The following is a 21441-nucleotide window of genomic DNA, read 5'->3' on the forward strand; positions in this document are numbered from 1 at the left end:
CGAACCCGCCCCTGAGTCCGCCCGGCCATGTCCCAGTACTTTGATATCCACCCCGTCAACCCACAGCCGCGGCTCATCAAGCAGGCCGTGCAGATCATCCGCCAGGGCGGGCTGATCGCGCTGCCAACCGACTCCAGCTATGCGCTGGCCTGCCAGCTTGACGACAAGGCGGCGGTGGAGCGCCTGCGCCGGCTGCGCGGCATCGACGACAAGCACCACCTCACGCTGATGTGCAGCGACCTGTCCGAGCTGGGCAGCTTCGCGCGCGTAGACAACCGGCAGTACCGCTGGATCAAGGGCGCGACGCCGGGGCCGTACGTCTTCATCCTCGAAGCAACCAAGGAAGTGCCGCGCCGGCTGTCGCACCCGGCGCGCAAGACCATCGGCGTGCGCGTGCCCGACCACGCCATCCCGCTGGCGCTGCTGGCCGAAGCGGGGGAACCGCTGCTGACCGCTACGCTGCAGCTGCCCGGCGACGAGGAGCCGATGAATGATCCGTCGGAAATCCGGGCCCGGCTCGAGAAACTGCTGGACCTGGTGATTTGCGGCGGGCCCGCGCCGGCCCAGCCCACGACCGTGATCGACCTGACCAGCGGGGAGCCGGAACTGGTGCGTGCCGGAAGGGGCGATATCGCACGCTTCGGCCTGTGAATTCCCGGCGGCACGCGAGCCGGCCGCCAGCCTGCCCGGTACAATAAGCCTCATGGATTCTTCCCTCATTCAGACCTTTGCCGTCTATGCCCTGCCGGTGCTGTTCGCCATCACGCTGCACGAGGCGTCGCACGGCTACGTGGCCAAGCATTTCGGCGACACCACGGCCTACGCGCTGGGCCGCGTCAGCCTGAACCCGGCGCGGCACATCGATCCGATCGGCACCATTGCCGTGCCGCTGCTGCTGTATCTCCTCACCAGCGGCCAGTTCGTGTTCGGGTATGCGAAGCCGGTGCCGGTGGATTTCGGGCGGCTGCGCAACCCGCGCTGGCATGGCATGTGGGTGGCGCTGGCCGGGCCGGCCAGCAATGTCGTGCAGGCCTTCCTGTGGGCGCTGATCGCGATCGGGCTGGCCTGGGGGCGCGTGTCCGAACCGTTCTTCAGTGAAATGGCGCGCGCCGGCGTGCTGGTCAACCTGGTGGTGGCGGCGTTCAACCTGTTCCCGATTCCGCCGCTGGACGGCGGCCGCGTGCTGACCGCGCTGCTGCCGCCGCGCGTGGCCTATTCGGTATCGCGCATCGAGCCGTATGGCATTTTCGTCGTCCTGGCCCTGGTGGCTGCCGGCGTGATCACCTCGGTCTGGATGCGGCCGGTGATCAATCTGCTCAGCTCGGTCGTGGAACTGATGCTGCGGCCCATCATCATGCTGCTGCAGTAAGGGGCGCCGTCCATGCTCGCCCATGCGCCGACCGGCGCTCCGTCCGAATGGGTCATGCGCTGGGCTCACCTCGTGCGCCCGGCTGGCCGGGTCCTCGACCTCGCATGTGGCAGCGGCCGGCATGCGCGCTGGTTCGCGCAGCGCGGTCATGTGGTGGTCGGTGTCGACCGCGATGCCGAAGCCGTTGCCGCGCTGCCGGCGCCCATTGCCGGACGCGTGGAAGACCTCGAACAGGGCACATGGCCACTCGCCGACGAGGCACCGTTCGACGCTGTCGTCGTCACGAATTACCTGCACCGCCCGCTGTGGGCGGACCTGGCCGGCGCCCTCGCGCCCGGCGGTGTGTTGCTGTATGAGACCTTTGCCAGCGGAAACGAGACGGTCGGCAAGCCGTCGCGGCCCGATTTCCTGCTGCGGCCCGGCGAACTGCTGGAAGTGGCGCGTGCGCACGGGCTGCGTGTGATCGGCTATGAGGATGGCGTGCTTGAAGTGCCCAAAGCGGCCTTTGTGCAGCGCCTGTGTGCCGTGCGCGAGGTGGCGCAGGCGGCAGGCAATGGCGCGCCGCCGCGCTACCGGCTGCCCGCCTGAAGTGGCGTCTCCGTTGTCCGCGAGAATGCCGCTTCACACGTTGATACGCTTGGTGTAACCCCTTGTCGGAACATCGGTCGAGGCGGCCGGCGGTTCCGGTACAATCTTGTTATTCGCATCCCGAATTCCCTAACGTTATGACACAGATTACCGGCAGCATTGTTGCCATCGTCACCCCGATGCATGAGGACGGCAGCCTGGACTATCCGGCGCTGCGCGCCCTCGTCGACTGGCACGTGGCCGAGGGCACCGATGCCATCGTGATCGTTGGCACCACCGGCGAATCGCCCACCGTCTCGGTGGACGAACACTGCGAGCTGATTCGCGTGGCCGTGGAGCAGGCAGGCAAGCGGATTCCCATCATCGCCGGTACCGGCGGCAACTCGACCAAGGAAGCCATCGAGCTGACGGCCTACGCCAAGAAGGTCGGCGCCGATGCCTCGCTGCAGGTCGTGCCGTACTACAACAAGCCGACGCAGGAAGGCATGTACCGCCATTTCCGCACCATCGCCGAGGCGGTGGACCTGCCGGTGCTGCTGTACAACGTGCCGGGCCGCACCGTGGCGGACATGACCAACGACACCATCCTGCGCCTGGCGCAGGTGCCTGGCATCGTCGGGGTGAAGGAAGCGACCGGCAACATCGACCGCGCCGCACAGCTGATCAAGGATGCGCCGGAAGGCTTCGCCATCTACAGCGGCGACGACCCCACCGCCGTGGCGCTGATCCTGCTGGGCGGCAAGGGCAATATCTCGGTGACCGCCAATGTCGCGCCGCGCAAGATGCACGAGATGTGCGCGGCCGCGCTCAAGGGCGACGTGATGACGGCACGCCGCCTGCACATGGAACTGATCGAGCTGAACAAGGCCATGTTCGTCGAGGCCAACCCGATTCCGGTCAAGTGGGCCCTGCAGCAGATGGGCAAGATGGAAGGCGGCATCCGCCTGCCGCTCACACCGCTGTCCGAGTCCAACCACGAGACCGTGCGCAAGGCACTGGCTGCTGCAGGCCTGCTGCGCTGATTTCCGGCGCACCCGTGCCACTCCATCAATTAGGATTGCGTGTCAATGAAACTCAAGCTTAACCGCCGCGGCGCGACGCAAGTCCGCCGCGCCGCACTGGTTGTGCCCGTGCTTGCCGCGGGCGTGATCACGGGCTGCAGCAGCATCAACGAAGCGATGCAGCCGGACAAGATCGATTACAAGTCGTCGGCTTCCAAGCGTACGCCGTCCCTGGATATCCCGCCCGACCTGACCAAGCTGGAAGGCGATCGCCGCTATTCCGTGCCCGACCAGAACGGCACGTCCACGCTGTCGAACTACAGCCAGGCGACCAAGACCCGCGAGGCTTCGCCGACGGAAAACGTCCTGCCTTCGGCGCAGGGCATCCGCATGGAGCGCGATGGCAACCAGCGCTGGCTGGTGATCAGCAACGGCATGCGCGCCGACCAGTTGTGGCAGTCGCTGCGCGGCTTCTGGCAGGAAAGCGGTTTCCTGCTGGTTCAGGATTCGCCTGAGACCGGCATCATGGAAACGGACTGGGCGGAAAACCGTGCCAAGATTCCGCAGGACATCATCCGCAACACCATCGGCAAGGTGTTCGATGGCTTGTACTCGACGTCGGAGCGCGACAAGTTCCGCACGCGCGTCGAGCGCTCGCAGAACGGCACGCTGGAAGTCTTCATCAGCCATCGCGGCGCGCAGGAACAGCTGACGGGTGTCGACAAGTCGACCACCGTCTGGACGCCGCGCCCGGCCGATCCGGAACTGGAAGCCGAATTCCTCTCGCGCCTGGCGCAGCGCCTGGGCATGCAGAAGGAACAGGCCGACCAGATGGCCAAGAACCCGACGCCGGCGGGCAACAGCGCGGCGGCCGGTGCTGCCGCGGCAGCAACCGGTGCGGCCGCCGCGGGCGATGCCTCTTCGGTCGCCAGCAAGTCGTACCTGTCGCAGGTCAACGGTGCCCCGGTGCTGCAACTGCCCGAGCCGTTCGACCGTGCCTGGCGTTCGGTCGGCCTGTCGCTCGATCGCGTGAACTTCACCGTCGAGGACCGCGACCGCGCCCAGGGCCTGTACTACGTGCGTTATGTCGATCCGCGCACCAACGTCGACAACCGTGGCTTCTTCTCCAAGCTGTTCACCAAGCCGGATGATCCGAAGACCGCCAAGAAGTACCGCGTGGCGCTCAAGGGCACCGGTTCGGGCACGCTCGTGACGGTGCTCAACGATGCCGGCCAGCCTGAGAACGGCGAAGTCGGCAAGCGCATTCTCTCGCTGCTCGACGAGCAACTCCACTGACGCCTGGCGTGCAAACGGATCGAACGGGCCGCCCGGCCCGGTTTGCACGACATGCCGTGAGGCGGGCGCTAGCATGATGCGCTTCGCCTTTCTTGGCAGCGGCAGCGAGGGCAACTCGCTGCTGGTTGAATCCCGCGAAGGAACCATCACCACCCGCATCCTGCTGGACTGCGGCTTCGGCATTCGCGAGACCGCCAGGCGCCTGGAGCGCCTGGGCGTCACGCCGGACCAACTCGATGCCGTGCTGGTGACGCATGAGCATGGCGACCACGTCGGCTCAGCTTACGCCTTTGCGGCGCGTCATGGCCTGGCCGTGCATACCAGCCACGGCACCTGGCTGGCGACGCGTCATATGCGCGGCGCAGACGCGGCCGATGTGCGAGTTTGTGCTGCCGATCATGCCTTCAGCATCGGTGGCCTGCAGATGTTGCCTTATACCGTACCGCATGATGCGCGCGAGCCCTTGCAGTTTGTCCTGTCCGATGGGGATGTGCGCCTTGGCGTGTTGACCGATATCGGTATGGAAACGCCGTATGTGACGGCGCGCCTGTCGGGCGTCGATGCGCTGGTGCTCGAATGCAACCACGACCGCGAGATGTTGCGCAACTCCGTCTACCCGGCTTCACTCAAGCGCCGCATCGGCGGGGATTTCGGTCACCTGGCCAATGAAGTGGCGGCCAGCATCCTTGCGCAGGTGGCCCATGGCGGGCTGAACCGCGTGGTGGCGGCACACCTCAGCAAGCAGAACAATACGCGTGAACTGGCTACGGCAGCGCTGGCGTCAGCACTCGGCACCTTGCCGGCGGATGTGCTGGTGGCGGATCAGGAGGCGGGGCTGGACTGGCAGTCAGTGCGCGGGTGAGGTGTCGCACTGAGCGGTGCAGAAACAAAAAAAACCGACCCGAAGGTCGGTTTTTTTGTTGGTACGAACCAATTATTGCTTGGCAGCCGGGGCCGAAGCTTCAGCAGCCGGAGCTTCAGCAGCCGGGGCCGAGGCTTCGGCAGCCGGAGCGGCCGGGGCTTCAGCAGCAGGAGCCGAAGCTTCAGCGGCGGGAGCGGCAGCAGCCGGAGCAGCGGTTTCAGCGGCGGGGGCAGCAGCTTCTTCCTTCTTGCCGCAGGCGGCGAGAGCAACAGCGGCCAGCAGCGATGCGATCAGGAGAGACTTCTTCATTGTTCGTCCTTTAACTTGTAATAACCAAAAAAACAGGCGATGAATAATTACCGGTAATTATCGCTCTTGAACTGCAAAATAGAGGCTCTCCCGGTGCCGACAAATGCAGTGGTACACAGTACTAGCCAGCCGACGATTATATCCGCGTTTTCCCGGCTTGTGTAGCGTGGAAATTTACGGAATTGCAATGTTACGCATTATTACAGTGCCGGCGGTGAAAGCTGCAACCAGCCCTCCAGCGTCCAGTGATGGAAGGTATCGAGCAGGTCTGGCAGTCCGGCGCATGCCGCTAATTCCTCCGCGGAAAGTTGCCGATAATCGGCCAATCTACGCAACCAGCGTGCCAGTTCGGGCGGAGGCTCATAGGCTTCGCCATTCAGGAAGAAATGCGTGCTGTCATAGAGGGCAATCGAACCTGGTGCCAATACCACACCATGCATGCGAGCCAGCTTTGCGTACTGGCGCATCGGGACGTCGGGCACCTCGGCAAACTCGATCGTTGGCTTGGGTTCGGACAGGTGGGTGCCGAGGAATTCCGACACCATTGCGTTGTTCCACTGCAGGGCCTTGAGGCGTTGCGCGACGGCCTTTGCCATGCCGGAGGGCAGTTGCGCGGGATTCCTGGTGGCGCGTTCGCCGGGGTCCGCATAACGTCCGCCGAGGTCTTCGTTGTCCTCCACCGTCTCGGAAAGCCAGGCGAGGAAGTGGCCGGCGAGCTCACGGTAGGCGGGCGCGCGAAACCCGATCGAGCAGGTCATGCATTCGCCTTCGGCAATGCCATCGTGCGCGTATTGCGGCGGCAGGTAGAGCATGTCGCCGGGCTCCAGCACCCATTCCGCGTCAGCGCTGAAGCCAGCCAGGATCTTGAGCGGGAGGTTCGGTATCAGGTCGAGCTTCGTCTGCGACGAGATGCGCCAGCGGCGCCGGCCCGAAACCTGCAGCAGGAACACGTCGTAGGAATCGAAGTGCGGCCCGACACCGCCGCCGTCGGTGGCGTAGCTGATCATCAGGTCGTCCAGGCGGGCGTCCGGCACGAAGCGGAACTGGCCCATCAGGTCGGCCGCGGCCGAGTCGTGGAGGTTGACACCCTGCACCAGCAGGGTCCACTGTCTGGTCTTGAGGGACGGCAGGTTTTCGGCGGCAAAGGGCCCGTGCTCGAGCTTCCACCTGTTGCGGAAGTGCGTCACCAGGCGCGATTCGACTTCGTCCCGGTCTGCCAGTGCCAAAAGCGCCTCGCGCGGCACAGGTGGCACGATTCCGGGAAATGCCTGTCGAATCAACAGCGGTTTGCGTTGCCAGATATCACGCATGAATGCAGCGGGCGTCATGCCACCGAGAAGGCCGAGCGGTGCATCCGGATCGACGGGGCCAGGTGGCAAGGCGTGCGCGTATAATGCGGAATCGTTCATGGAGTCAAGAATTGAAAATCGCTAAGAACACGGTGGTGTCCGTGATGTACAAGCTGTCGGATGCGCAAGGCAATCTGATCGAGGAATCGGATGAGGCCATGGTCTACTTGCACGGCGGCTATGATGGCACGTTCCCCAAGATCGAGGAAGCGCTTGACGGCCACGACACGGGCTTCGAGACCCAGTTGCAGCTGGAGCCCGAAGACGCGTTCGGCGACTATGACGCCGAACTCGTCAAGGTCGAGCCGCGCGACCGTTTTCCCGAACCTCTCGAAGTCGGCATGCAGTTCGAAGGCATGCCCGAAGATGGCGATGAAGAAGACTCCGTCATCTACACCGTGACCGATGTCGCTGAAGACAAGGTGGTGCTTGACGGCAACCATCCGCTCGCCGGCATGGCGCTGCGCTTCTGGCTGAAGGTATCCGAAGTGCGTCAAGCCACGGACGAGGAGATCGAGCACGGCCATGCGCACGGCGCATCGGGTGTCGAGGTGGTGGACGAAGATGAAGACGATACGCCGCGAACGCTGCACTGACCCTTCGCGGTAATGATTTCAGCAAAAGAGCCGGATATTCCGGCTCTTTTGCGTTTGAGGGGTTTGCCGGCAAGTTACCGGTGGAACAGGACACTAACCTCTGACCCCATCCTTCAGCACCACAGTGAACGGCGAGGACGCCTGCGGTGTCACGATCAGCTCGGTCCATTGCGCTGCCGTGCCGGCTGGCAACGCCACGCGCGTGAAGTTCTGAATCCGCTTGCCCGCCGTGTCGCGCAGCGGCTTGTCGGTATGAAAGCCATTGCTGCCGGTATGCACGAGCAGCACTTGCCCGCGATAGCGTCCGGCGAGTTCGCGCAGTTGCCGCTTGAACTCCAGGTAGCCGTCGCGCGGGCGCCGGCGCATGAAGCCGTCGAGCAGCGTCGGCTTGCCGCGTTTTTCCCAGCCATTGCCGAACAGCGGATCGCCATGCGCAACGATGACGATTCCCGTTATCCCACGCTGCTGCGCAAGCGAGAAGGCGCGCGCCAGCCACTGGTGGTTGGCTTCGCGCCGGTCTTCGAACTCGCCGTTGCGGCCGCCTTCGCTGCGGTAGTGGTTGTTGTCGCCGGGAATGTTCAGGCCCACCAGCAGGATGTTGCCGATGCTGAGCCGCACGTTCTCGCGGAAGCTGCGGAACATGGCCTGATCCGACTGGCGCACCACGGCGCGCGGGTGCTTGCCGAGCGTGGCGTCTTCCGGGAAGAACAGCTCGCGCAGGCGGTTGAGCCGCTCCACGGCATCGTAGTTGCCATTGACCGGCTGGTGGCATTCCGCCCAGTCGGTTTCGCCTGGCACATACACCAGTGGCAGCGGCGACTGGTCGAGCAGGTGCTGCCTGGCCTGCAATACCGCATCGCCGCACGACTCGGTATCGCCCTTGATGCCGCCTGCGTGGACGACCAGATCGAGCTTGCGCTCCGCCAGCAGGTCGAGCAGGGCGGCCAGGCGGTCCTCGGCTGCCGGCCATTGCGGCAGGTCCGACAGCAACGCGATGCGGATGGTCTCAGGTGCGGCCTTGCCCGCGCGGCGAGCCGGCTCGGCCGCGGACACCGACATGGCTGCCAGCAACGGCAGCAAGGCGGCAAGCACGAAAGGCCAGCCGCAGGGCCGGCTGCCCGAAGCGCTCATACGGCGTCGACAGCCTCGTCCGCCAGCATCTTGAGCCGGTAGAGCGCGTCCAGCGCAGCCCGTGGCGTGAGGCTGTCTGGGTCCAGATCCGCGAGTGCATCGAGCACGGCTGCCTGTTCCGGCGGCAGGGACGCAGCGTGCACCGGGGTTCCGGCGTTGGTGTGTGCATCCTCGTCCTCGTCGCTGGTATCCGGGTGCGGCGGCGGGGCGAACAGGTCCAGCTGCGGGGTTGGCGTGGCATCGGCCGACTGCTGCTCGAGCCAAGCAAGATGCTTGCGCGCCGCGCGGATCACGGGCTGCGGCACGCCTGCGAGCTGCGCGACCTGCAAGCCGTAGCTCTGGCTGGCCGGCCCGTCCTGCACCGCATGCAGGAAGACGATACCGTCGCCATGCTCCACGGCCGAGAGGTGCACGTTGGCCGCCTGCGGGAATTCCTGCGGCAGTTGCGTGAGCTCGAAGTAGTGCGTGGCAAACAGCGTGTGGCTGCGGTTGTGAGACAGCAGGTGACGCGCGATGGCCCAGGCCAGTGCCAGCCCGTCGAAGGTCGACGTGCCACGGCCGATCTCGTCCATCAGCACCAGGCTGGCAGGCGTGGCATGGTGCAGGATACCCGCTGCCTCGGTCATTTCGACCATGAACGTGGAGCGCCCCCCAGCCAGGTCGTCGGCAGCGCCGATGCGCGTGAAGATCCGGTCCACCGGGCCGATCACGGCGCGCCGGGCCGGCACATAGGCACCCACGCAGGCCAGCAGCACGATCAGCGCGGTCTGGCGCATGAAGGTCGACTTGCCGCCCATGTTCGGGCCGGTGATCAGCAGGAGCTTGCGTGCCTCGTTGAGCTGGCAGTCATTGGCGATGAAGGGCACCGATTCCGCGGCGAGCTGGCCTTCCACGACTGGGTGGCGGCCCTGCACGATGTCGATGACGTTCTCGGCCACGCGCTCGGGGCACGACCAGTCCAGCGTCTGGGCGCGCTCGGCCAGTGCGGCCAGCACGTCGAGCCGGGCCAGCGCGCCGGCCACGCGCTGCAGTTCGCCGATATGCGGCAGCAGCGCCTGCAGCAGGGCATCGTACAGCTGCTTCTCGCGCGCGAGCGCGCGGTCCTGCGCCGATAGCGCCTTGTCCTCGAAGGCCTTCAGTTCGGGCGTGATATAGCGCTCGGCATTCTTCAGCGTCTGGCGCCGGCGGTAGTCGTCCGGCACCTTGTCGGCCTGGCCGTTGGTGACTTCAATGTAGAAGCCGTGCACGCGGTTGTATTCGACGCGCAGGTTGGCGATGCCCGTGCGTGCGCGCTCGCGCGTTTCCAGGTCGACCAGGAACTGGCCGCAGTTCTCTGAGATATCGCGCAGTTCGTCCAGCTCGGCATCATAGCCGCGCGCGATCACGCCGCCGTCGCGCACGACTGTGGCGGGTTCTTCGGTGACCGCGGAGATGAGAAGGTCGAGGCAAGCCTGCGGCACCCCCAGCTCGGCCAGCGTCAGCGACAGCAACGCGCTGTCGGGCTCGGCCTGCAGGCAGGCACGCACGTGCGGCAGCGCGCGCAGCGTATCGCGCAGCGAGGACAGGTCGCGCGGCCGCGCGCTCAGCAGCGCCAGGCGCGAGGTAATGCGTTCCACGTCTGCGAGCTTGCGCAGTGCGCTGCGCAGGTCGTCGATGCCATGGTCCATCAGCGCGCCGATGGCCTGCTGGCGTGCGCGGGGCAGGGCGGGGTCGCGCAGCGGATGGTGCAGCCAGTGGCGCAGCGCCCGGCTGCCCATGGCGGTCGCGCAGGTGTCGAGCAGCGAGAACAGCGTCGGCGACTCGCCGCCGCGCAGCGTTTCCGTGAGTTCCAGGTTGCGGCGCGTGGCCGAATCCAGCCCGACGAATTCCGATTCGCGTTCGACCTTGATTTCACGCACATGGCGCAGGGACTGGCCCTGCGTGGTTGCCGCATAGTTCAGCAACGCGCCAGCCGCGCCAATCGCGGCGCCCAGGCCGGCGCAGCCGAACGGCTCCAGGCTGGCCACGCCAAGCTGCTCCAGCAGGCGGCGCGTGGCGGCGTCCTGGTCGAAGTGCCACTCTGGCAGGCGCGTGCGTGCGCACGCAACGGCCGGGAGTTCGATGCCGTCCGCATAGAGCAGTTCGGCAGGACGGATGCGCTCGAGTTCGCGCGCAAGCTGCGCGGCTTCGCATTCCATCAGGCGCAGCTCGCCGCTGGCCAGGTTCAGCCAGGCCAGGCCTGTCTTGCTGACGCCGCGGCGCGTGGTCTGCTGGTGCACGGCCATCAGGAAGGTATCGGACTTGTCCGGCAGCAGTGCGGCATCGGTCAGCGTCCCCGGCGTGACGATGCGCACCACCTTGCGCTCGACCGGACCCTTGCTCGCCGCGGGATCGCCGATCTGTTCGCAGATCGCCACGGATTCGCCGAGCTTGACCAGCTTGGCAAGGTACTGGTCCACGGAATGGAACGGAATGCCGGCCATGCGGATCGGCACCCCGTTGGAGCTGCCGCGCGAGGTCAGCGTGATGTCCAGCAGCCGAGCGGCCTTTTCGGCGTCATCATGGAACAGCTCATAGAAATCGCCCATCCGGTAGAAGAGAAGAGTGTCCGGATGGTCCGCTTTGATGCGCAGGTATTGCGCCATCATTGGGGTGTGCTTTTCCGCAAGGGGCTTTGCAACTTCCTGATTCAATTCGATTTTCTCCTGCATTCCCTTGTCTGGCATGGCCTTGCGGCAACGGGGCGCGCACGACGTGGCTGGCCGTTGCCGTCTCTTCGCCGGCCTGTGATGCCGCGGCGTGCGGATGCGGCCCGGATTGTGTCAGGGCGGCCAAAGCAGGGAGTTTACCGCAGGCGGGCTTGTGACCGCAGTGCGCGGGGCGGGAAATCGCGGCGCGGACCGGCATGGCGGTTGCCATACTGGACCCGGCCATGGGGACAGGTATTGCGGAGGGGGTGCTGAAGCAGAATCAGCGGAACACCAGTACCGGAATCGTGCTGTGCGTCAGTACCTTCTGCGTCTCGCTGCCGAGTAGCAGGCCGCTGATGCCGCTGCGTCCGTGCGAAGCCATGAAGATGACGTCGGAGCCGAGGTCTTGCGCGGCATTGATGATGCCGCGAAACGGTGCGGCTGCCGCGGAGACGTGTCCGGTGCAGGGCACGCCCGCCAGTGCCGCGGCGGACTCGATGCGCGACAGTTCCTGCCTGGCACTGGCCTCTACACGTTGCCGGAACACCTCCTTCTTTTCGTGGCTGGAATCGCTCGACAGGACGTACGGATACTCCTCCACGCACATATAGGGCGTCAGCCGGGCGCCGGTCGCGCGCGCGAACTCGATGGCGGCTGAAACTGCCTTGTGCGAAAGCTCGGAGCCATCGACGGGGAGCAGGATGTGCTGGAACATGGAATTCCTTTCAATGAGGGGCGGGGAGAAGGGGTTTGTTCGGGGTTTGTTCAGTTGCCGATTGCGCGTCCGACGATCAGCGGGTCGGGCTGCCCGATCGCCGTAGTGTCGCGGTTGGCGTAAGGGAAGCGCGACAGGATGAAGCGCAGTGCGTTCAGGCGTGCCCGTTTCTTGCAATCGGAGCGGATGACCGTCCATGGCGCGTCGGCCGTGTCGGTATGAGAGAACATCGCCTCCTTGGCGCGCGTGTACGCATCCCACTTGTCGAGCGAGGCAATGTCGACCGGGCTGAGTTTCCATTGCTTGAGCGGATGGATTTCGCGCTCCTTGAAGCGCCGGCGCTGTTCGTGCCGGCTGACGGAGAACCAGAACTTGAACAGGTGGATGCCGCTGCGGACCAGGTGGCGCTCGAATTCGGGTGCCTGTTGCAGGAAGTCCTGGTACTCCAGTTGCGAGCAGAAGCCCATCACGTGCTCGACGCCGGCCCGGTTGTACCAGGAGCGGTCGAACAGCACGATCTCGCCTGCCGATGGCAGGTGCTGCACGTAGCGCTGGAAGTACCACTGGCCGCGTTCCGATTCGGTGGGCTTCTCGAGTGCCACCACGCGGGCGCCGCGCGGGTTCATGTGTTCCATGAAGCGTTTGATGGTGCCGCCCTTGCCGGCGGCATCGCGGCCTTCAAACAGGATCACCACGCGTTGGCCGGTCTCGCGCACCCAGGCCTGCAGCTTCAGCAGTTCCACCTGCAGGCGGTATTTCTGCTTCTCGTAGTTGCGGCGCGACATCAGGTTCTGGTACGGATACGCGCCGTCGCGCCAGCCGGCGGACAGTTCCTCGTCCGGGTGTCGGCTGCGGCCGGCCTGCCAGGCGCCCGGGTCGCCTTCGAGGATGAGGCTGCGCAATTGGCCGGCCTCGTCGGGCGAAAGTCCGTCCATCAACGCGCGGATCGAGTCCAGCACACTGTCCTTGTCCTGGCGGGCAAGAACGTCCTGCATGCTGTTCGCCGCGAGCTGGACCGCGGCGCCGATGGCATCGTTCACTTCGTTGCGCTCGGCCGAGCGGGCCGTATTGGTGGGCAGTACGTCACCGCGTGCCGTTGCGCGCACCGCGCCGGCCGCGTCGGGGTCATGGATGGTTCCTGCCATGGTCAGGCGTGCGTGTTCCGCAGGATGGCGTAGAGCTGGTCCTTGAGCTGGAGCTTTTCCTTCTTGAGGCGCTCGATCTCCATCGTGGTGCCGGGAACGACGCCGGTCTCCATATTGTGGATTTCGTGGTCCAGCTGGTTGTGGCGGTTAAACAGCCGTGCGAAGTGCGCGTCCTGCGTCTTCAGCAGGGAGATCTGGTCGCGGTATTCAGGGAACATTCGGGGCCTCCTCGGAAAAGTGCTATGACATTCCCATTCTGAGCAAGCCTGGCTGTGGCGACCTTGACGAGGATCATCGTGGCCCTGACGTCGCGCGGGCGGCGCGAAAACAAAAACGCCCGCTGGGGTGGCGGGCGTCTGGCGCGAAAGCGTGCGGGGCTCAGGCCGCGACAGGCTTGGCGTTGTCCAGCGAGTATGGGGCCAGCAGGCGGACCATCTGGGCAAAGGCCTTGGGATTGCCGGCCAGGACTTCGCCTTGTTCCATCTGGCGGGCTTCGCCAGCGTAGTTGCCGACCAGGCCGCCCGATTCGGTGATCAGCAGCATGCCGGCAGCCATGTCCCACGGCTTCAGGCCGCGTTCGAAGAAGCCGTCCAGCCGGCCGCAAGCCACGTAGGCCAGGTCCAGCGCGGCGGCGCCCGGGCGGCGCAGGCCGGCGCAGCTGCGCGTCATCAGCGCGAAGATCTCCAGGTACTCGTCCACGCCTTCCAGGTCGCGGAACGGGAAGCCGGTACCGATCAGGCAGTCGGCCAGCTTGTCGCGGCGCGTGACGCGGATGCGGCGGTTGTTCAGGAATGCACCCGCGCCCTTGGTGGCGGTGAACAGCTCGTCACGGGTCGGGTCATAGACCACCGCCTGGGACGGCACGCCGCGATGCAGCTGGGCGATGGAGACTGCGTACTGCGGGAAGCCGTGGATGAAGTTGGTGGTGCCATCCAGCGGGTCGATGACCCAGGTGTACTCGTGACTGTCTTCGCCCTCTGCCCAGGACTGGCCGGACTCTTCCGCTAGAATGGCGTGTTCGGGGTAGGCAGTGCGGATGATCTCGATGATGGCCGCCTCGGCAGCCTTGTCGACCTCGGTCACGAAATCGTTGTGTTGTTTGCGCGAGACGCGCACCAGATCGACGTCAAGCGACGCGCGGTTGATGATGGAACCCGCCTTGCGGGCCGCCTTGACGGCGATATTGAGCATCGGATGCATGAATCTCTCCAGGCCGGCCGGGATCTCGCCATGGCGCGAATGGATTCGCGCGCCGGGCCCGGGCAGCTGACAACACAACGGATTGTAGAAGAACGTGGGGCGTCGCCATATGTGCCGCAAGCGTCTCGCGAGCAGGCAAAATATCGGCGCCGCGCCGAAGAAGAAGCTGAATTGTATATGAACCCGGCAATCGAGACGAGCCAGGCCGGCGGAACGGCCGCTGCAGCCACTTCCGTGGGTACCATGTTCGACCGCGTGCGGTTTGTGCTGGTGGAAACCAGCCATCCGGGCAATGTCGGATCGGTGGCACGCGCCATCAAGACCATGGGCTTCGGCAGCCTGGTGCTGGTTTCGCCACGCGAACCGGCCGTGCGCGAACATCCGGACGCGGTGGCCATGGCCAGCGGTGCCGACGACGTGCTGGCCGGCGCCATGATCGTCGACAGCATCGACGCTGCGCTGGCAGGCGCCACGCAGATCATAGCCATGACCGCGCGACAGCGTGAATTCGGCCCGCCGCGCGTGCTGCCGCGCGATGCCGCCGCGCGCGGTGCGGCGTCGCTGGCCGCCCGGGCCGGGGACGAGATCGCGTTCGTGTTCGGCAACGAGCGGTACGGCTTGCCAAACGAGGTAGTCGAGCGCTGCGCGGCAGTGACGCATATCCCTGCCAACCCGGCCTATGCCTCGCTCAACCTGGCCCAGGCGGTGCAGCTTGTCGCGTACGAGATGCGCCTGGCGCTGCTGGACCGTGCACAAGGCGCGCCGGACGACAGTGGCAATATCGGCTATGCTGGTGAGCCGGCCACGGCAGAGCAGGTCGAATCGATGTTCGGCCACCTGCAGCAAGGGCTGGAAGCGATCGGCTTCCTCGACCCCGGCAATCCGCGCAAGCTGATGACGCGCCTGCGGCGACTGCTGGCCCGTACCGGCCTGGAGCGCGAGGAAGTGAATATCCTGCGCGGCATGGCCAAGCACATGCTGCTGGCGGTGCGTGGTGGCACCACGAAGCCAGAACGACCAGGGCCGGAATCGCCGGCCACGCAAGAGGAGCACTGAACGGTGGCGCACAATCCGGCCCAAGTCCCGCAATCCCCCGCTGCGATGCGCTGTTGCGCGCGCAGGCAGGTGGCCGGCCGCGCGCACTTGTCCGGGCGATGTTGAACACGCGTCGAAGCCAATGACCCTGACGGCATCGGGGCCCCAAATCTCTTACACTCCCTGATCCCGTTTCCACCGGCCAACGACCGCGCCGGCGACCGTGCCCACGGCAGATGCCGTCATGGCCGGCGCACGGCGCGGCAACACGACACGACCAAGATGTTCTCTCGCCTGAAGGAAGATATCGACACCATCATGCTGCGCGATCCCGCCGCGCGTAGCCGCCTTGAAGTCCTGACCTGCTATCCCGGCCTGCACGCCGTCGTGTTCCATCGGTTTGCCCATGTCTGCTGGAATGCCGGTTTCCACTGGCTGGGACGCTGGATCTCGCACTGGTCGCGTTTTCTCACCGGCATTGAAATCCACCCGGCGGTCAGGCTGGGTCGTCGCGTTTTCATCGACCACGGCATGGGCGTGGTGATCGGCGAGACCGCGGAGATCGGCGACGACTGCACGATCTACCAGGGCGTGACGCTGGGCGGCACGTCGCTGTACAAGGGGCAGAAGCGCCATCCGACGCTCGGTGCCAATGTGGTGGTCAGCGCTGGCGCCAAGGTGTTGGGCGGCTTTGTGGTGGGCGATGGTGCGCGCGTGGGCTCCAATGCCGTGGTGCTCAAGCCCGTGCCGCCCGGTGCGACAGCCGTGGGCGTGCCGGCCCGCATCATCCTGCCCGATGCGCCGGCGTCGCAGCAGGGCGCGAAGCAGGAGTTTTCCGCCTATGGCATCACGCCCAATGCGGATGACCCGGTCTCGCTCGCGCTCAAGGGCCTGATCGACAATGCGGCCAAGCAGAACGAGCGCATCGAGACTGTGCTGGCCGCGCTTGACCGGTTGGGCGAGCATCTGGAGAACACGCCGAACGACCGCTTCGATGCGAGCGAACTGCGCAAGCTGATGAAATAAGGAAATAGGGGCAGCCGAGGCTGCCCCTTATGCCGTCTGTGGCTGCAGATGGAAGCCGCTTTCGTCCAGTTGCAGCACCGCGGCGCGCGGATGGCTGCCGTCGAGATCCCAGTCGGTGAGCACCCAGCGCACGCCCGAGGCATCCTGGTGCCGCGCGGGACGGTGAGTGTGGCCGTGCACGATTAGCCGGGCATCGCACGCTTCGAGCAGTGCCGTCACCGCGGCCGGCGTGGCGTCGCCGTACACCACCTGGGCCGGCAGGCCTTGCTCCAGCTGGCGCTGGCGTCCGGCCTCGCTGTCGGCGCGCAGGCGGCGCGCCACCGCGAGACGCGCGGACAATGGCAAGGCCAGGAACACGCGCTGCACCCAGCGCTTGCGGGTCCAGCGGCGAAAGCGGTTGTAGCGCTCGTCGTCGGTGCACAGCATGTCGCCATGACTGAGCACGACGCGTTGGCCCGCGCAGAGGATGATGGCGGGATCGGGCAACAGCGTGATGCCGGCCGCGTCGGCGAAGCGCTTGCCGAGAAGGAAGTCGCGGTTGCCGTGCATCAGGTAGATCGCCACGCCGCGTCGGGCCAGCGCGCGCAGTGCAGTGGTCACCCGGGTGGCGAACGGGGAACTGGTCTCTTCGTCGCCGATCCAGAACTCGAAGAAGTCGCCCAGGATGAAAAGGGTGCGGGCTTGCGTGGCGGCGCGTTCCAGCACGCGCTCGAACGCTGCCAGCGTACGTGGCATGCCCGGCGTCAGGTGCAGGTCGGAAATGAACCACGCCGGCGCCTGTACCTCGAGGGGACCGGCCACCGGCGTGGTGGGGATTGCGGTCATGCGCGCGGCCTGGAGGAATTGGTTACCGGCAGGAGAGAGTGCATGAAGCCGCAATCGTCAGGCATGGGTCGCGTGCTTACTCGGCGACCACGGCCTTTTCGATCACCACGTCTTCCAGCGGCACGTCCTGGTGGAAGCCCGAGCTGCCGGTGCGCACGGCCTTGATCTGGTCGACCACTTCGGTGCCTTCGACGACCTTGCCGAACACCGCGTAGCCGAAACCCTGCGGGGTCGGCGAGCTGAAGTTCAGGAAGTCGTTGTCGACCACGTTGATGAAGAACTGGGCCGTGGCGGAGTGCGGCGCGTTGGTGCGGGCCATGGCCACTGTGTACTTGTCGTTCTTCAGGCCGTTGCCGGCTTCGTTCTCGATCGGGGCGTCGGTGCCCTTTTGCTTCATGCCGGGTTCAAAGCCGCCGCCCTGGATCATGAAGTTCTTGATCACGCGGTGGAAGATGGTGTTGTCATAGTGGCCCTTGCGGACATACGACAGGAAATTCTCGACCGTCTTCGGAGCCTTCTCGGCGTCGAGTTCGATGGTGATGACACCCTGGTTGGTGTGGAGCTGGACCTTGGACATGGGCATTCCTCTGTACGGTAGTGTTTATTGGATGACGCTGGCCGACTCGATCACGATGGGTGTGGCCGGCACATTGCGCATGGGGCCGTAGGCGGTGGTCGGCACGTTTTTGATCTTGTCGATCGTGTCCATGCCTTCCACCACCTTGCCGAATACTGCGTAGCCATTGCCGTCAGGCTGCGGGTAGTCGAGATTCGGATTATCTACCACATTGACAAAGAACTGGGCGGTGGCCGAGTTCGGGTCGCTGGTGCGCGCCATGGCCACGGTGCCAGCCTTGTTCTTCAGCCCGTTCTGGGCTTCCAGCGGGATTGGCGCGCGCGTGGGCTTCTGCTTCATTTCGCGGTCAAAGCCGCCACCCTGGACCATGAAGCCGTTGATCACGCGGTGGAAGATCGTGCCGCTGTAGAAGCCGCTCTTCACGTACTCCATGAAGTTGGCGACGGACTTGGGCGCGGCGTCGGGATAGACCTCGACGGTGAACTTGCCCTGGCTGGTGACGAACTGCACGCGTTCGGCCTTTTGCGCCTGCTGCGCCATCGACGGCAGGGCGGACAGGGCCAGTGCGGCGGCGCTCAGGCCGGCCAGGAGGATGCGGCGGGAACGGATCATGACTGCGGCTCCGGTAGTCTTGAGGATTGCGCCGGGCGTTGGCAGCCCGGCGACGGAACGGGAAGTGGGCGGCGGCTGGTATCAGCGTGCGGCCGGGCGCTGGCAGGCGCGCGGATCGCAGCCGGGGCTGCCGGGCTTGCCGGGTTCCCGGCAGGCCGCAACTGGCGCAGCGCCGCACCGGCGCGCGCGTCGCCCGGGTTGCGGCGCAGGGCTTCGGCATAGGCCTGTTCGGCCAGGCGCCGGTAGACATCGCCGAGATTGGTATAGCCGATGGCAAAGCCGGGCTTGACCTCGGTGGCCAGCAGCAACTCCGCTTCCGCGCGCTTCAGGTCGCCGCGCTTCGCATAGAGCAGTGCCAGGTTATTGTGCGGCTCGGGCAACTCGGGAAAGTCCTGCGCCATTTCGGAGAAGGCCTGGATGGCCTCGTCCTCGCGGCCGGCCTGTGCCATGGCCCAGGCACGCTCGAAGCGGGCCTGGGCATTGCGTGGGTTGGCGGCCAGCACACGGTCGTAGCCGGCAATGGCTTCGTCGTAGCGTTTGCCGGCGGCGGCGCGTTCGGCCTTGTCCATGCCGGGGTCGGCCGAGCGCGGGCCCGATGGCGGCGCGCTCGGGGCTGCCAGGGACAGCGGGCCGTTCTGCGCATGGGCGCCACCTGCCAGCGCGGCAAGGACGGCCAGTGCGGTCATGGCGCGGCGCGCTGGGGCGAGGCGCTCGGTGGGCAGGGTCAGGCTCATTGAAGGAGGGTCCGTTATACTCCGCGGCATTCTAGCAAAGCGGCACCGCCGGCACGACGCGCGTGCGCGCCACGGCACCGGGCCGGCGCCATGCATTGCGCGCGCGGGTGCGTGGCGGCAAGGCGCTTCCGGTAAGATATGGGGCTCCGGTGTTTGCGCGTGCGCCATCGCTCCGGGTCCGGCGGGTAGTGTCGTGGGCCGGGCCAGCGGCGTGCCGGCAGTCACCTCACATCACACTCATTGCTTCATGCAGCTTCTGAACATCTACAACACGCTCGCGCGTGAGAAACAGCCATTCGTGCCAATCGAACCCGGCAAGGTCCGCATGTACGTGTGCGGCATGACCGTGTACGACTACTGCCACGTTGGCCACGCGCGCGTGATGGTGGTGTTCGACATGGTGCATCGCTGGCTGCGCGCCGCGGGCTACGAGGTGACGTTTGTCCAGAACATCACGGATATCGATGACAAGATCATCCGCCGCGCGGCCGAGAATGGCGAAACCATCGGCCAGTTGACCACGCGCTTCATCCAGTACATGCACGAGGATGCCGATGCGCTGGGCATCGTCCGGCCGGACCACGAGCCGCGCGCGACCGACTACGTGCCGCAGATGCTCGACCTGATCGGCAAGCTGGAGGCGAAGGGGCTGGCCTACCAGGCGACGGACGGCGACGTCAATTACTCCGTGCGCAAGTTCGATGGCTACGGCAAGCTTTCCGGCAAGTCGCTGGAAGACCTGCGCGCCGGCGAGCGCGTGACGGCCAACGACGCCAAGCAGGACCCGCTCGATTTCGTGCTGTGGAAGTCGGCCAAGGAAAGCGAGCCCCCAGAAAGCAAGTGGGATTCGAAGTGGGGCATGGGCCGCCCGGGCTGGCATATCGAATGCTCGGCCATGAGCTGCACATTGCTGGGCGAGCACTTCGACATCCACGGTGGCGGCGCCGACCTGCAGTTCCCGCATCATGAGAACGAGATTGCGCAGTCCGAAGGTGCAAGTGGCAAGCCGTTCGTCAACGTGTGGATGCACAACGGCTTCGTGCGCGTGAATGACGAGAAGATGTCGAAATCGCTCGGCAACTTCTTCACTATCCGCGAAGTGCTGAAGGAATACGACCCGGAAGTCGTGCGTTTCTTCATCCTTCGCGCGCACTACCGCAGCCCGCTGAACTACAGCGACGCCCATCTGGACGACGCCCGCCACGCGCTGACCCGGCTCTACACGGCGCTCAAGGACACGCAGCCCGGCGGCTATGCCGTGGACTGGGAAGAACCGCATGCAAAGCGCTTTGCCGAGGCCATGTGCGACGACTTCAACACGCCGATCGCAATGTCCGTGCTGTTCGACCTCGCCAGCGAGGTCAACAGGACCGGCTCCTCCGCGGCGGCACGCCAGCTCAAGGGACTGGCCGGCACTTTGGGCCTGCTGGAACGCGACCCGCACACGTTCCTGCAAGGCGGCAAGCAGGCGGACGGCCCGGCGCCGGAAGAGATCGAAGCGCTGATCGCTGCCCGCAAGGCCGCCAAGGCCGAACGCAACTTCGCCGAAGCCGACCGCATCCGCGCGGAACTGCTGGCTGCGGGCATTGTGCTCGAAGACAAACCGGGTGGTGCGACCGAATGGAGGCGGGCTTGAACGCTGCCGCGCGCAAGCCCGCCGCACCGGCCAAGACCGCCAGTTCCCGTGCCGCCAAGGGCAGCGCGAAGGACGGTAAGGCCGTGCTGCCGGAAGCCGAGGCATTGCCGCTGCCGGTCGAGACCGTCATCGACGCCGTGCGTCCCGCCTACTGGGACGAAGCCTGCGCCGACCTGATGAAGCGCGACCGGATCCTGCGCAAGATGATTCCGACCTACGGCCCGGCGCATCTGGTCTCGCGCGGCGATCCGTTCATCACGCTGGCGCGTTCGGTGGTAGGCCAGCAGATTTCCGTCAAGGCGGCGCAGTCGGTCTGGGAGCGGTTGGCCGCCGCCTGCCCGAAGCTGACGCCTGCGCAGTTCCTGCGCGCGGGGCCCGAGAAACTGGCCGCGTGTGGGCTGTCGCGCCGCAAGGCGGAGTACATTGCCGACTTGGCGGACCATTTCAAGGCCGGCCGCGTCCATGTGAGCGAATGGGCGGTGATGGACGACGAAGCCGTCATCGCGGAGCTTACGCAGATCCGTGGCATCGGCCGCTGGACGGCCGAGATGTTCCTGATGTTCAATCTGATGCGCCCGAACGTCCTGCCGCTGGACGACGTGGGGCTGATCAATGCCATCTCGACCAATTATTTCAGCGGCGAGCCTGTGACCCGTAGCGAAGCGCGTGAAGTCGCGGCAAACTGGGAGCCCTGGCGCACGGTGGCCACATGGTACATGTGGCGCAGTCTAGACCCGCTGCCAGTGACGTATTAGGCATAGCCGTA

The 21441-nt window shown here is 65.7% G+C and carries 23 protein-coding genes; 11 read left to right on the top strand and 12 right to left on the bottom strand.

What is annotated here, in order from left to right; all coding sequences use genetic code 11:
* Nucleotides 1-27: 27 nt before the first annotated feature.
* The 6 genes from LDO29_RS03055 (at nucleotide 28) to LDO29_RS03080 (ending at nucleotide 5116) form a co-directional block, all read left to right on the top strand.
* On the top strand, nucleotides 28-651 hold the full coding sequence (locus tag LDO29_RS03055) for an L-threonylcarbamoyladenylate synthase (RefSeq protein ID WP_224078308.1): 624 nt from the start codon (nucleotides 28-30) through the stop codon (nucleotides 649-651).
* 52 nt (nucleotides 652-703) lie between these two features.
* On the top strand, nucleotides 704-1369 hold the full coding sequence (locus LDO29_RS03060) for a site-2 protease family protein (protein WP_224078309.1): 666 nt from the start codon (nucleotides 704-706) through the stop codon (nucleotides 1367-1369).
* A gap of 12 nt (nucleotides 1370-1381) precedes the next feature.
* Complete coding sequence (locus LDO29_RS03065) at nucleotides 1382-1957, top strand: class I SAM-dependent methyltransferase (RefSeq protein WP_224078310.1); 576 nt, start codon at nucleotides 1382-1384, stop codon at nucleotides 1955-1957.
* A gap of 137 nt (nucleotides 1958-2094) precedes the next feature.
* Nucleotides 2095-2979 carry a 4-hydroxy-tetrahydrodipicolinate synthase gene (gene dapA, locus LDO29_RS03070; RefSeq protein WP_224078311.1) on the top strand — a complete coding sequence of 295 codons (885 nt, stop codon included), beginning with the start codon at nucleotides 2095-2097 and terminating at the stop codon, nucleotides 2977-2979.
* A gap of 45 nt (nucleotides 2980-3024) precedes the next feature.
* Nucleotides 3025-4254, top strand: a complete 1230-nt coding sequence (bamC, locus tag LDO29_RS03075) for an outer membrane protein assembly factor BamC (RefSeq protein WP_224078312.1) — start codon at nucleotides 3025-3027, stop codon at nucleotides 4252-4254.
* 73 nt (nucleotides 4255-4327) lie between these two features.
* Nucleotides 4328-5116: an MBL fold metallo-hydrolase gene (locus tag LDO29_RS03080; RefSeq protein ID WP_224078313.1), complete on the top strand. Its 789-nt coding sequence runs from the start codon at nucleotides 4328-4330 to the stop codon at nucleotides 5114-5116.
* 72 nt (nucleotides 5117-5188) lie between these two features.
* Here LDO29_RS03080 and LDO29_RS03085 read toward each other — a convergent pair whose 3' ends face one another.
* Both LDO29_RS03085 and LDO29_RS03090 read right to left on the bottom strand, forming a co-directional pair.
* Nucleotides 5189-5425 (bottom strand): hypothetical protein, encoded by a 237-nt coding sequence (locus tag LDO29_RS03085; protein WP_224078314.1) that lies wholly within the window; start codon nucleotides 5423-5425, stop codon nucleotides 5189-5191.
* A gap of 200 nt (nucleotides 5426-5625) precedes the next feature.
* The gene (locus LDO29_RS03090) at nucleotides 5626-6834 is read right to left on the bottom strand and encodes a cupin domain-containing protein (protein ID WP_224078315.1); all 1209 of its coding nucleotides are present in this window, start codon (nucleotides 6832-6834) and stop codon (nucleotides 5626-5628) included.
* 11 nt (nucleotides 6835-6845) lie between these two features.
* Here LDO29_RS03090 and LDO29_RS03095 point away from each other — a divergent pair, with 11 nt between their 5' ends.
* The gene (locus LDO29_RS03095; protein WP_224078316.1) at nucleotides 6846-7370 is read left to right on the top strand and encodes an FKBP-type peptidyl-prolyl cis-trans isomerase; all 525 of its coding nucleotides are present in this window, start codon (nucleotides 6846-6848) and stop codon (nucleotides 7368-7370) included.
* Nucleotides 7371-7463: 93 nt separating this feature from the next.
* Here the strand turns inward: LDO29_RS03095 and LDO29_RS03100 are convergent, their stop codons facing one another.
* From LDO29_RS03100 to LDO29_RS03125, 6 genes are all read right to left on the bottom strand, one after another.
* The gene (locus LDO29_RS03100; RefSeq protein WP_224078317.1) at nucleotides 7464-8501 is read right to left on the bottom strand and encodes a hypothetical protein; all 1038 of its coding nucleotides are present in this window, start codon (nucleotides 8499-8501) and stop codon (nucleotides 7464-7466) included.
* Nucleotides 8498-11191 carry a DNA mismatch repair protein MutS gene (mutS, locus tag LDO29_RS03105; protein WP_224078451.1) on the bottom strand — a complete coding sequence of 898 codons (2694 nt, stop codon included), beginning with the start codon at nucleotides 11189-11191 and terminating at the stop codon, nucleotides 8498-8500. Before mutS ends, LDO29_RS03100 begins: the two co-directional genes overlap by 4 nt.
* A gap of 259 nt (nucleotides 11192-11450) precedes the next feature.
* Nucleotides 11451-11885, bottom strand: a complete 435-nt coding sequence (locus LDO29_RS03110) for a universal stress protein (RefSeq protein ID WP_224078318.1) — start codon at nucleotides 11883-11885, stop codon at nucleotides 11451-11453.
* Nucleotides 11886-11935: 50 nt separating this feature from the next.
* Complete coding sequence (gene ppk2 / locus LDO29_RS03115) at nucleotides 11936-13030, bottom strand: polyphosphate kinase 2 (protein ID WP_224078319.1); 1095 nt, start codon at nucleotides 13028-13030, stop codon at nucleotides 11936-11938.
* A 2-nt stretch (nucleotides 13031-13032) separates the two neighbouring features.
* The gene (locus tag LDO29_RS03120) at nucleotides 13033-13248 is read right to left on the bottom strand and encodes a YdcH family protein (RefSeq protein WP_224078320.1); all 216 of its coding nucleotides are present in this window, start codon (nucleotides 13246-13248) and stop codon (nucleotides 13033-13035) included.
* Nucleotides 13249-13408: 160 nt separating this feature from the next.
* On the bottom strand, nucleotides 13409-14230 hold the full coding sequence (locus tag LDO29_RS03125) for an inositol monophosphatase family protein (protein ID WP_224078321.1): 822 nt from the start codon (nucleotides 14228-14230) through the stop codon (nucleotides 13409-13411).
* A 177-nt stretch (nucleotides 14231-14407) separates the two neighbouring features.
* Between LDO29_RS03125 and LDO29_RS03130 the strand changes: the two genes are divergently transcribed.
* Both LDO29_RS03130 and cysE read left to right on the top strand, forming a co-directional pair.
* Complete coding sequence (locus tag LDO29_RS03130) at nucleotides 14408-15286, top strand: RNA methyltransferase (RefSeq protein WP_224078322.1); 879 nt, start codon at nucleotides 14408-14410, stop codon at nucleotides 15284-15286.
* A 261-nt stretch (nucleotides 15287-15547) separates the two neighbouring features.
* Nucleotides 15548-16291, top strand: a complete 744-nt coding sequence (gene cysE, locus LDO29_RS03135; protein WP_224078323.1) for a serine O-acetyltransferase — start codon at nucleotides 15548-15550, stop codon at nucleotides 16289-16291.
* Nucleotides 16292-16318: 27 nt separating this feature from the next.
* Here cysE and LDO29_RS03140 read toward each other — a convergent pair whose 3' ends face one another.
* From LDO29_RS03140 to LDO29_RS03155, 4 genes are all read right to left on the bottom strand, one after another.
* The gene (locus tag LDO29_RS03140; protein ID WP_224078324.1) at nucleotides 16319-17116 is read right to left on the bottom strand and encodes a UDP-2,3-diacylglucosamine diphosphatase; all 798 of its coding nucleotides are present in this window, start codon (nucleotides 17114-17116) and stop codon (nucleotides 16319-16321) included.
* A gap of 76 nt (nucleotides 17117-17192) precedes the next feature.
* Complete coding sequence (locus LDO29_RS03145; protein ID WP_290369501.1) at nucleotides 17193-17693, bottom strand: peptidylprolyl isomerase; 501 nt, start codon at nucleotides 17691-17693, stop codon at nucleotides 17193-17195.
* Nucleotides 17694-17717: 24 nt separating this feature from the next.
* On the bottom strand, nucleotides 17718-18305 hold the full coding sequence (locus LDO29_RS03150; protein ID WP_224078326.1) for a peptidylprolyl isomerase: 588 nt from the start codon (nucleotides 18303-18305) through the stop codon (nucleotides 17718-17720).
* Nucleotides 18302-19039: a tetratricopeptide repeat protein gene (locus LDO29_RS03155; protein WP_224078327.1), complete on the bottom strand. Its 738-nt coding sequence runs from the start codon at nucleotides 19037-19039 to the stop codon at nucleotides 18302-18304. The genes LDO29_RS03150 and LDO29_RS03155 overlap by 4 nt, the downstream gene beginning before the upstream one ends.
* Nucleotides 19040-19286: 247 nt before the next feature.
* On the opposite strand from LDO29_RS03155, the gene cysS reads away from it, so the two are divergent.
* Together cysS and LDO29_RS03165 are read left to right on the top strand one after the other, a co-directional pair.
* Nucleotides 19287-20675: a cysteine--tRNA ligase gene (gene cysS / locus LDO29_RS03160; protein WP_224078328.1), complete on the top strand. Its 1389-nt coding sequence runs from the start codon at nucleotides 19287-19289 to the stop codon at nucleotides 20673-20675.
* On the top strand, nucleotides 20672-21430 hold the full coding sequence (locus tag LDO29_RS03165) for a DNA-3-methyladenine glycosylase family protein (RefSeq protein ID WP_396022616.1): 759 nt from the start codon (nucleotides 20672-20674) through the stop codon (nucleotides 21428-21430). Before cysS ends, LDO29_RS03165 begins: the two co-directional genes overlap by 4 nt.
* Nucleotides 21431-21441: the final 11 nt, after the last annotated feature.

Source organism: Cupriavidus laharis (assembly GCF_914271435.1).
Classification (GTDB): domain Bacteria; phylum Pseudomonadota; class Gammaproteobacteria; order Burkholderiales; family Burkholderiaceae; genus Cupriavidus; species Cupriavidus laharis.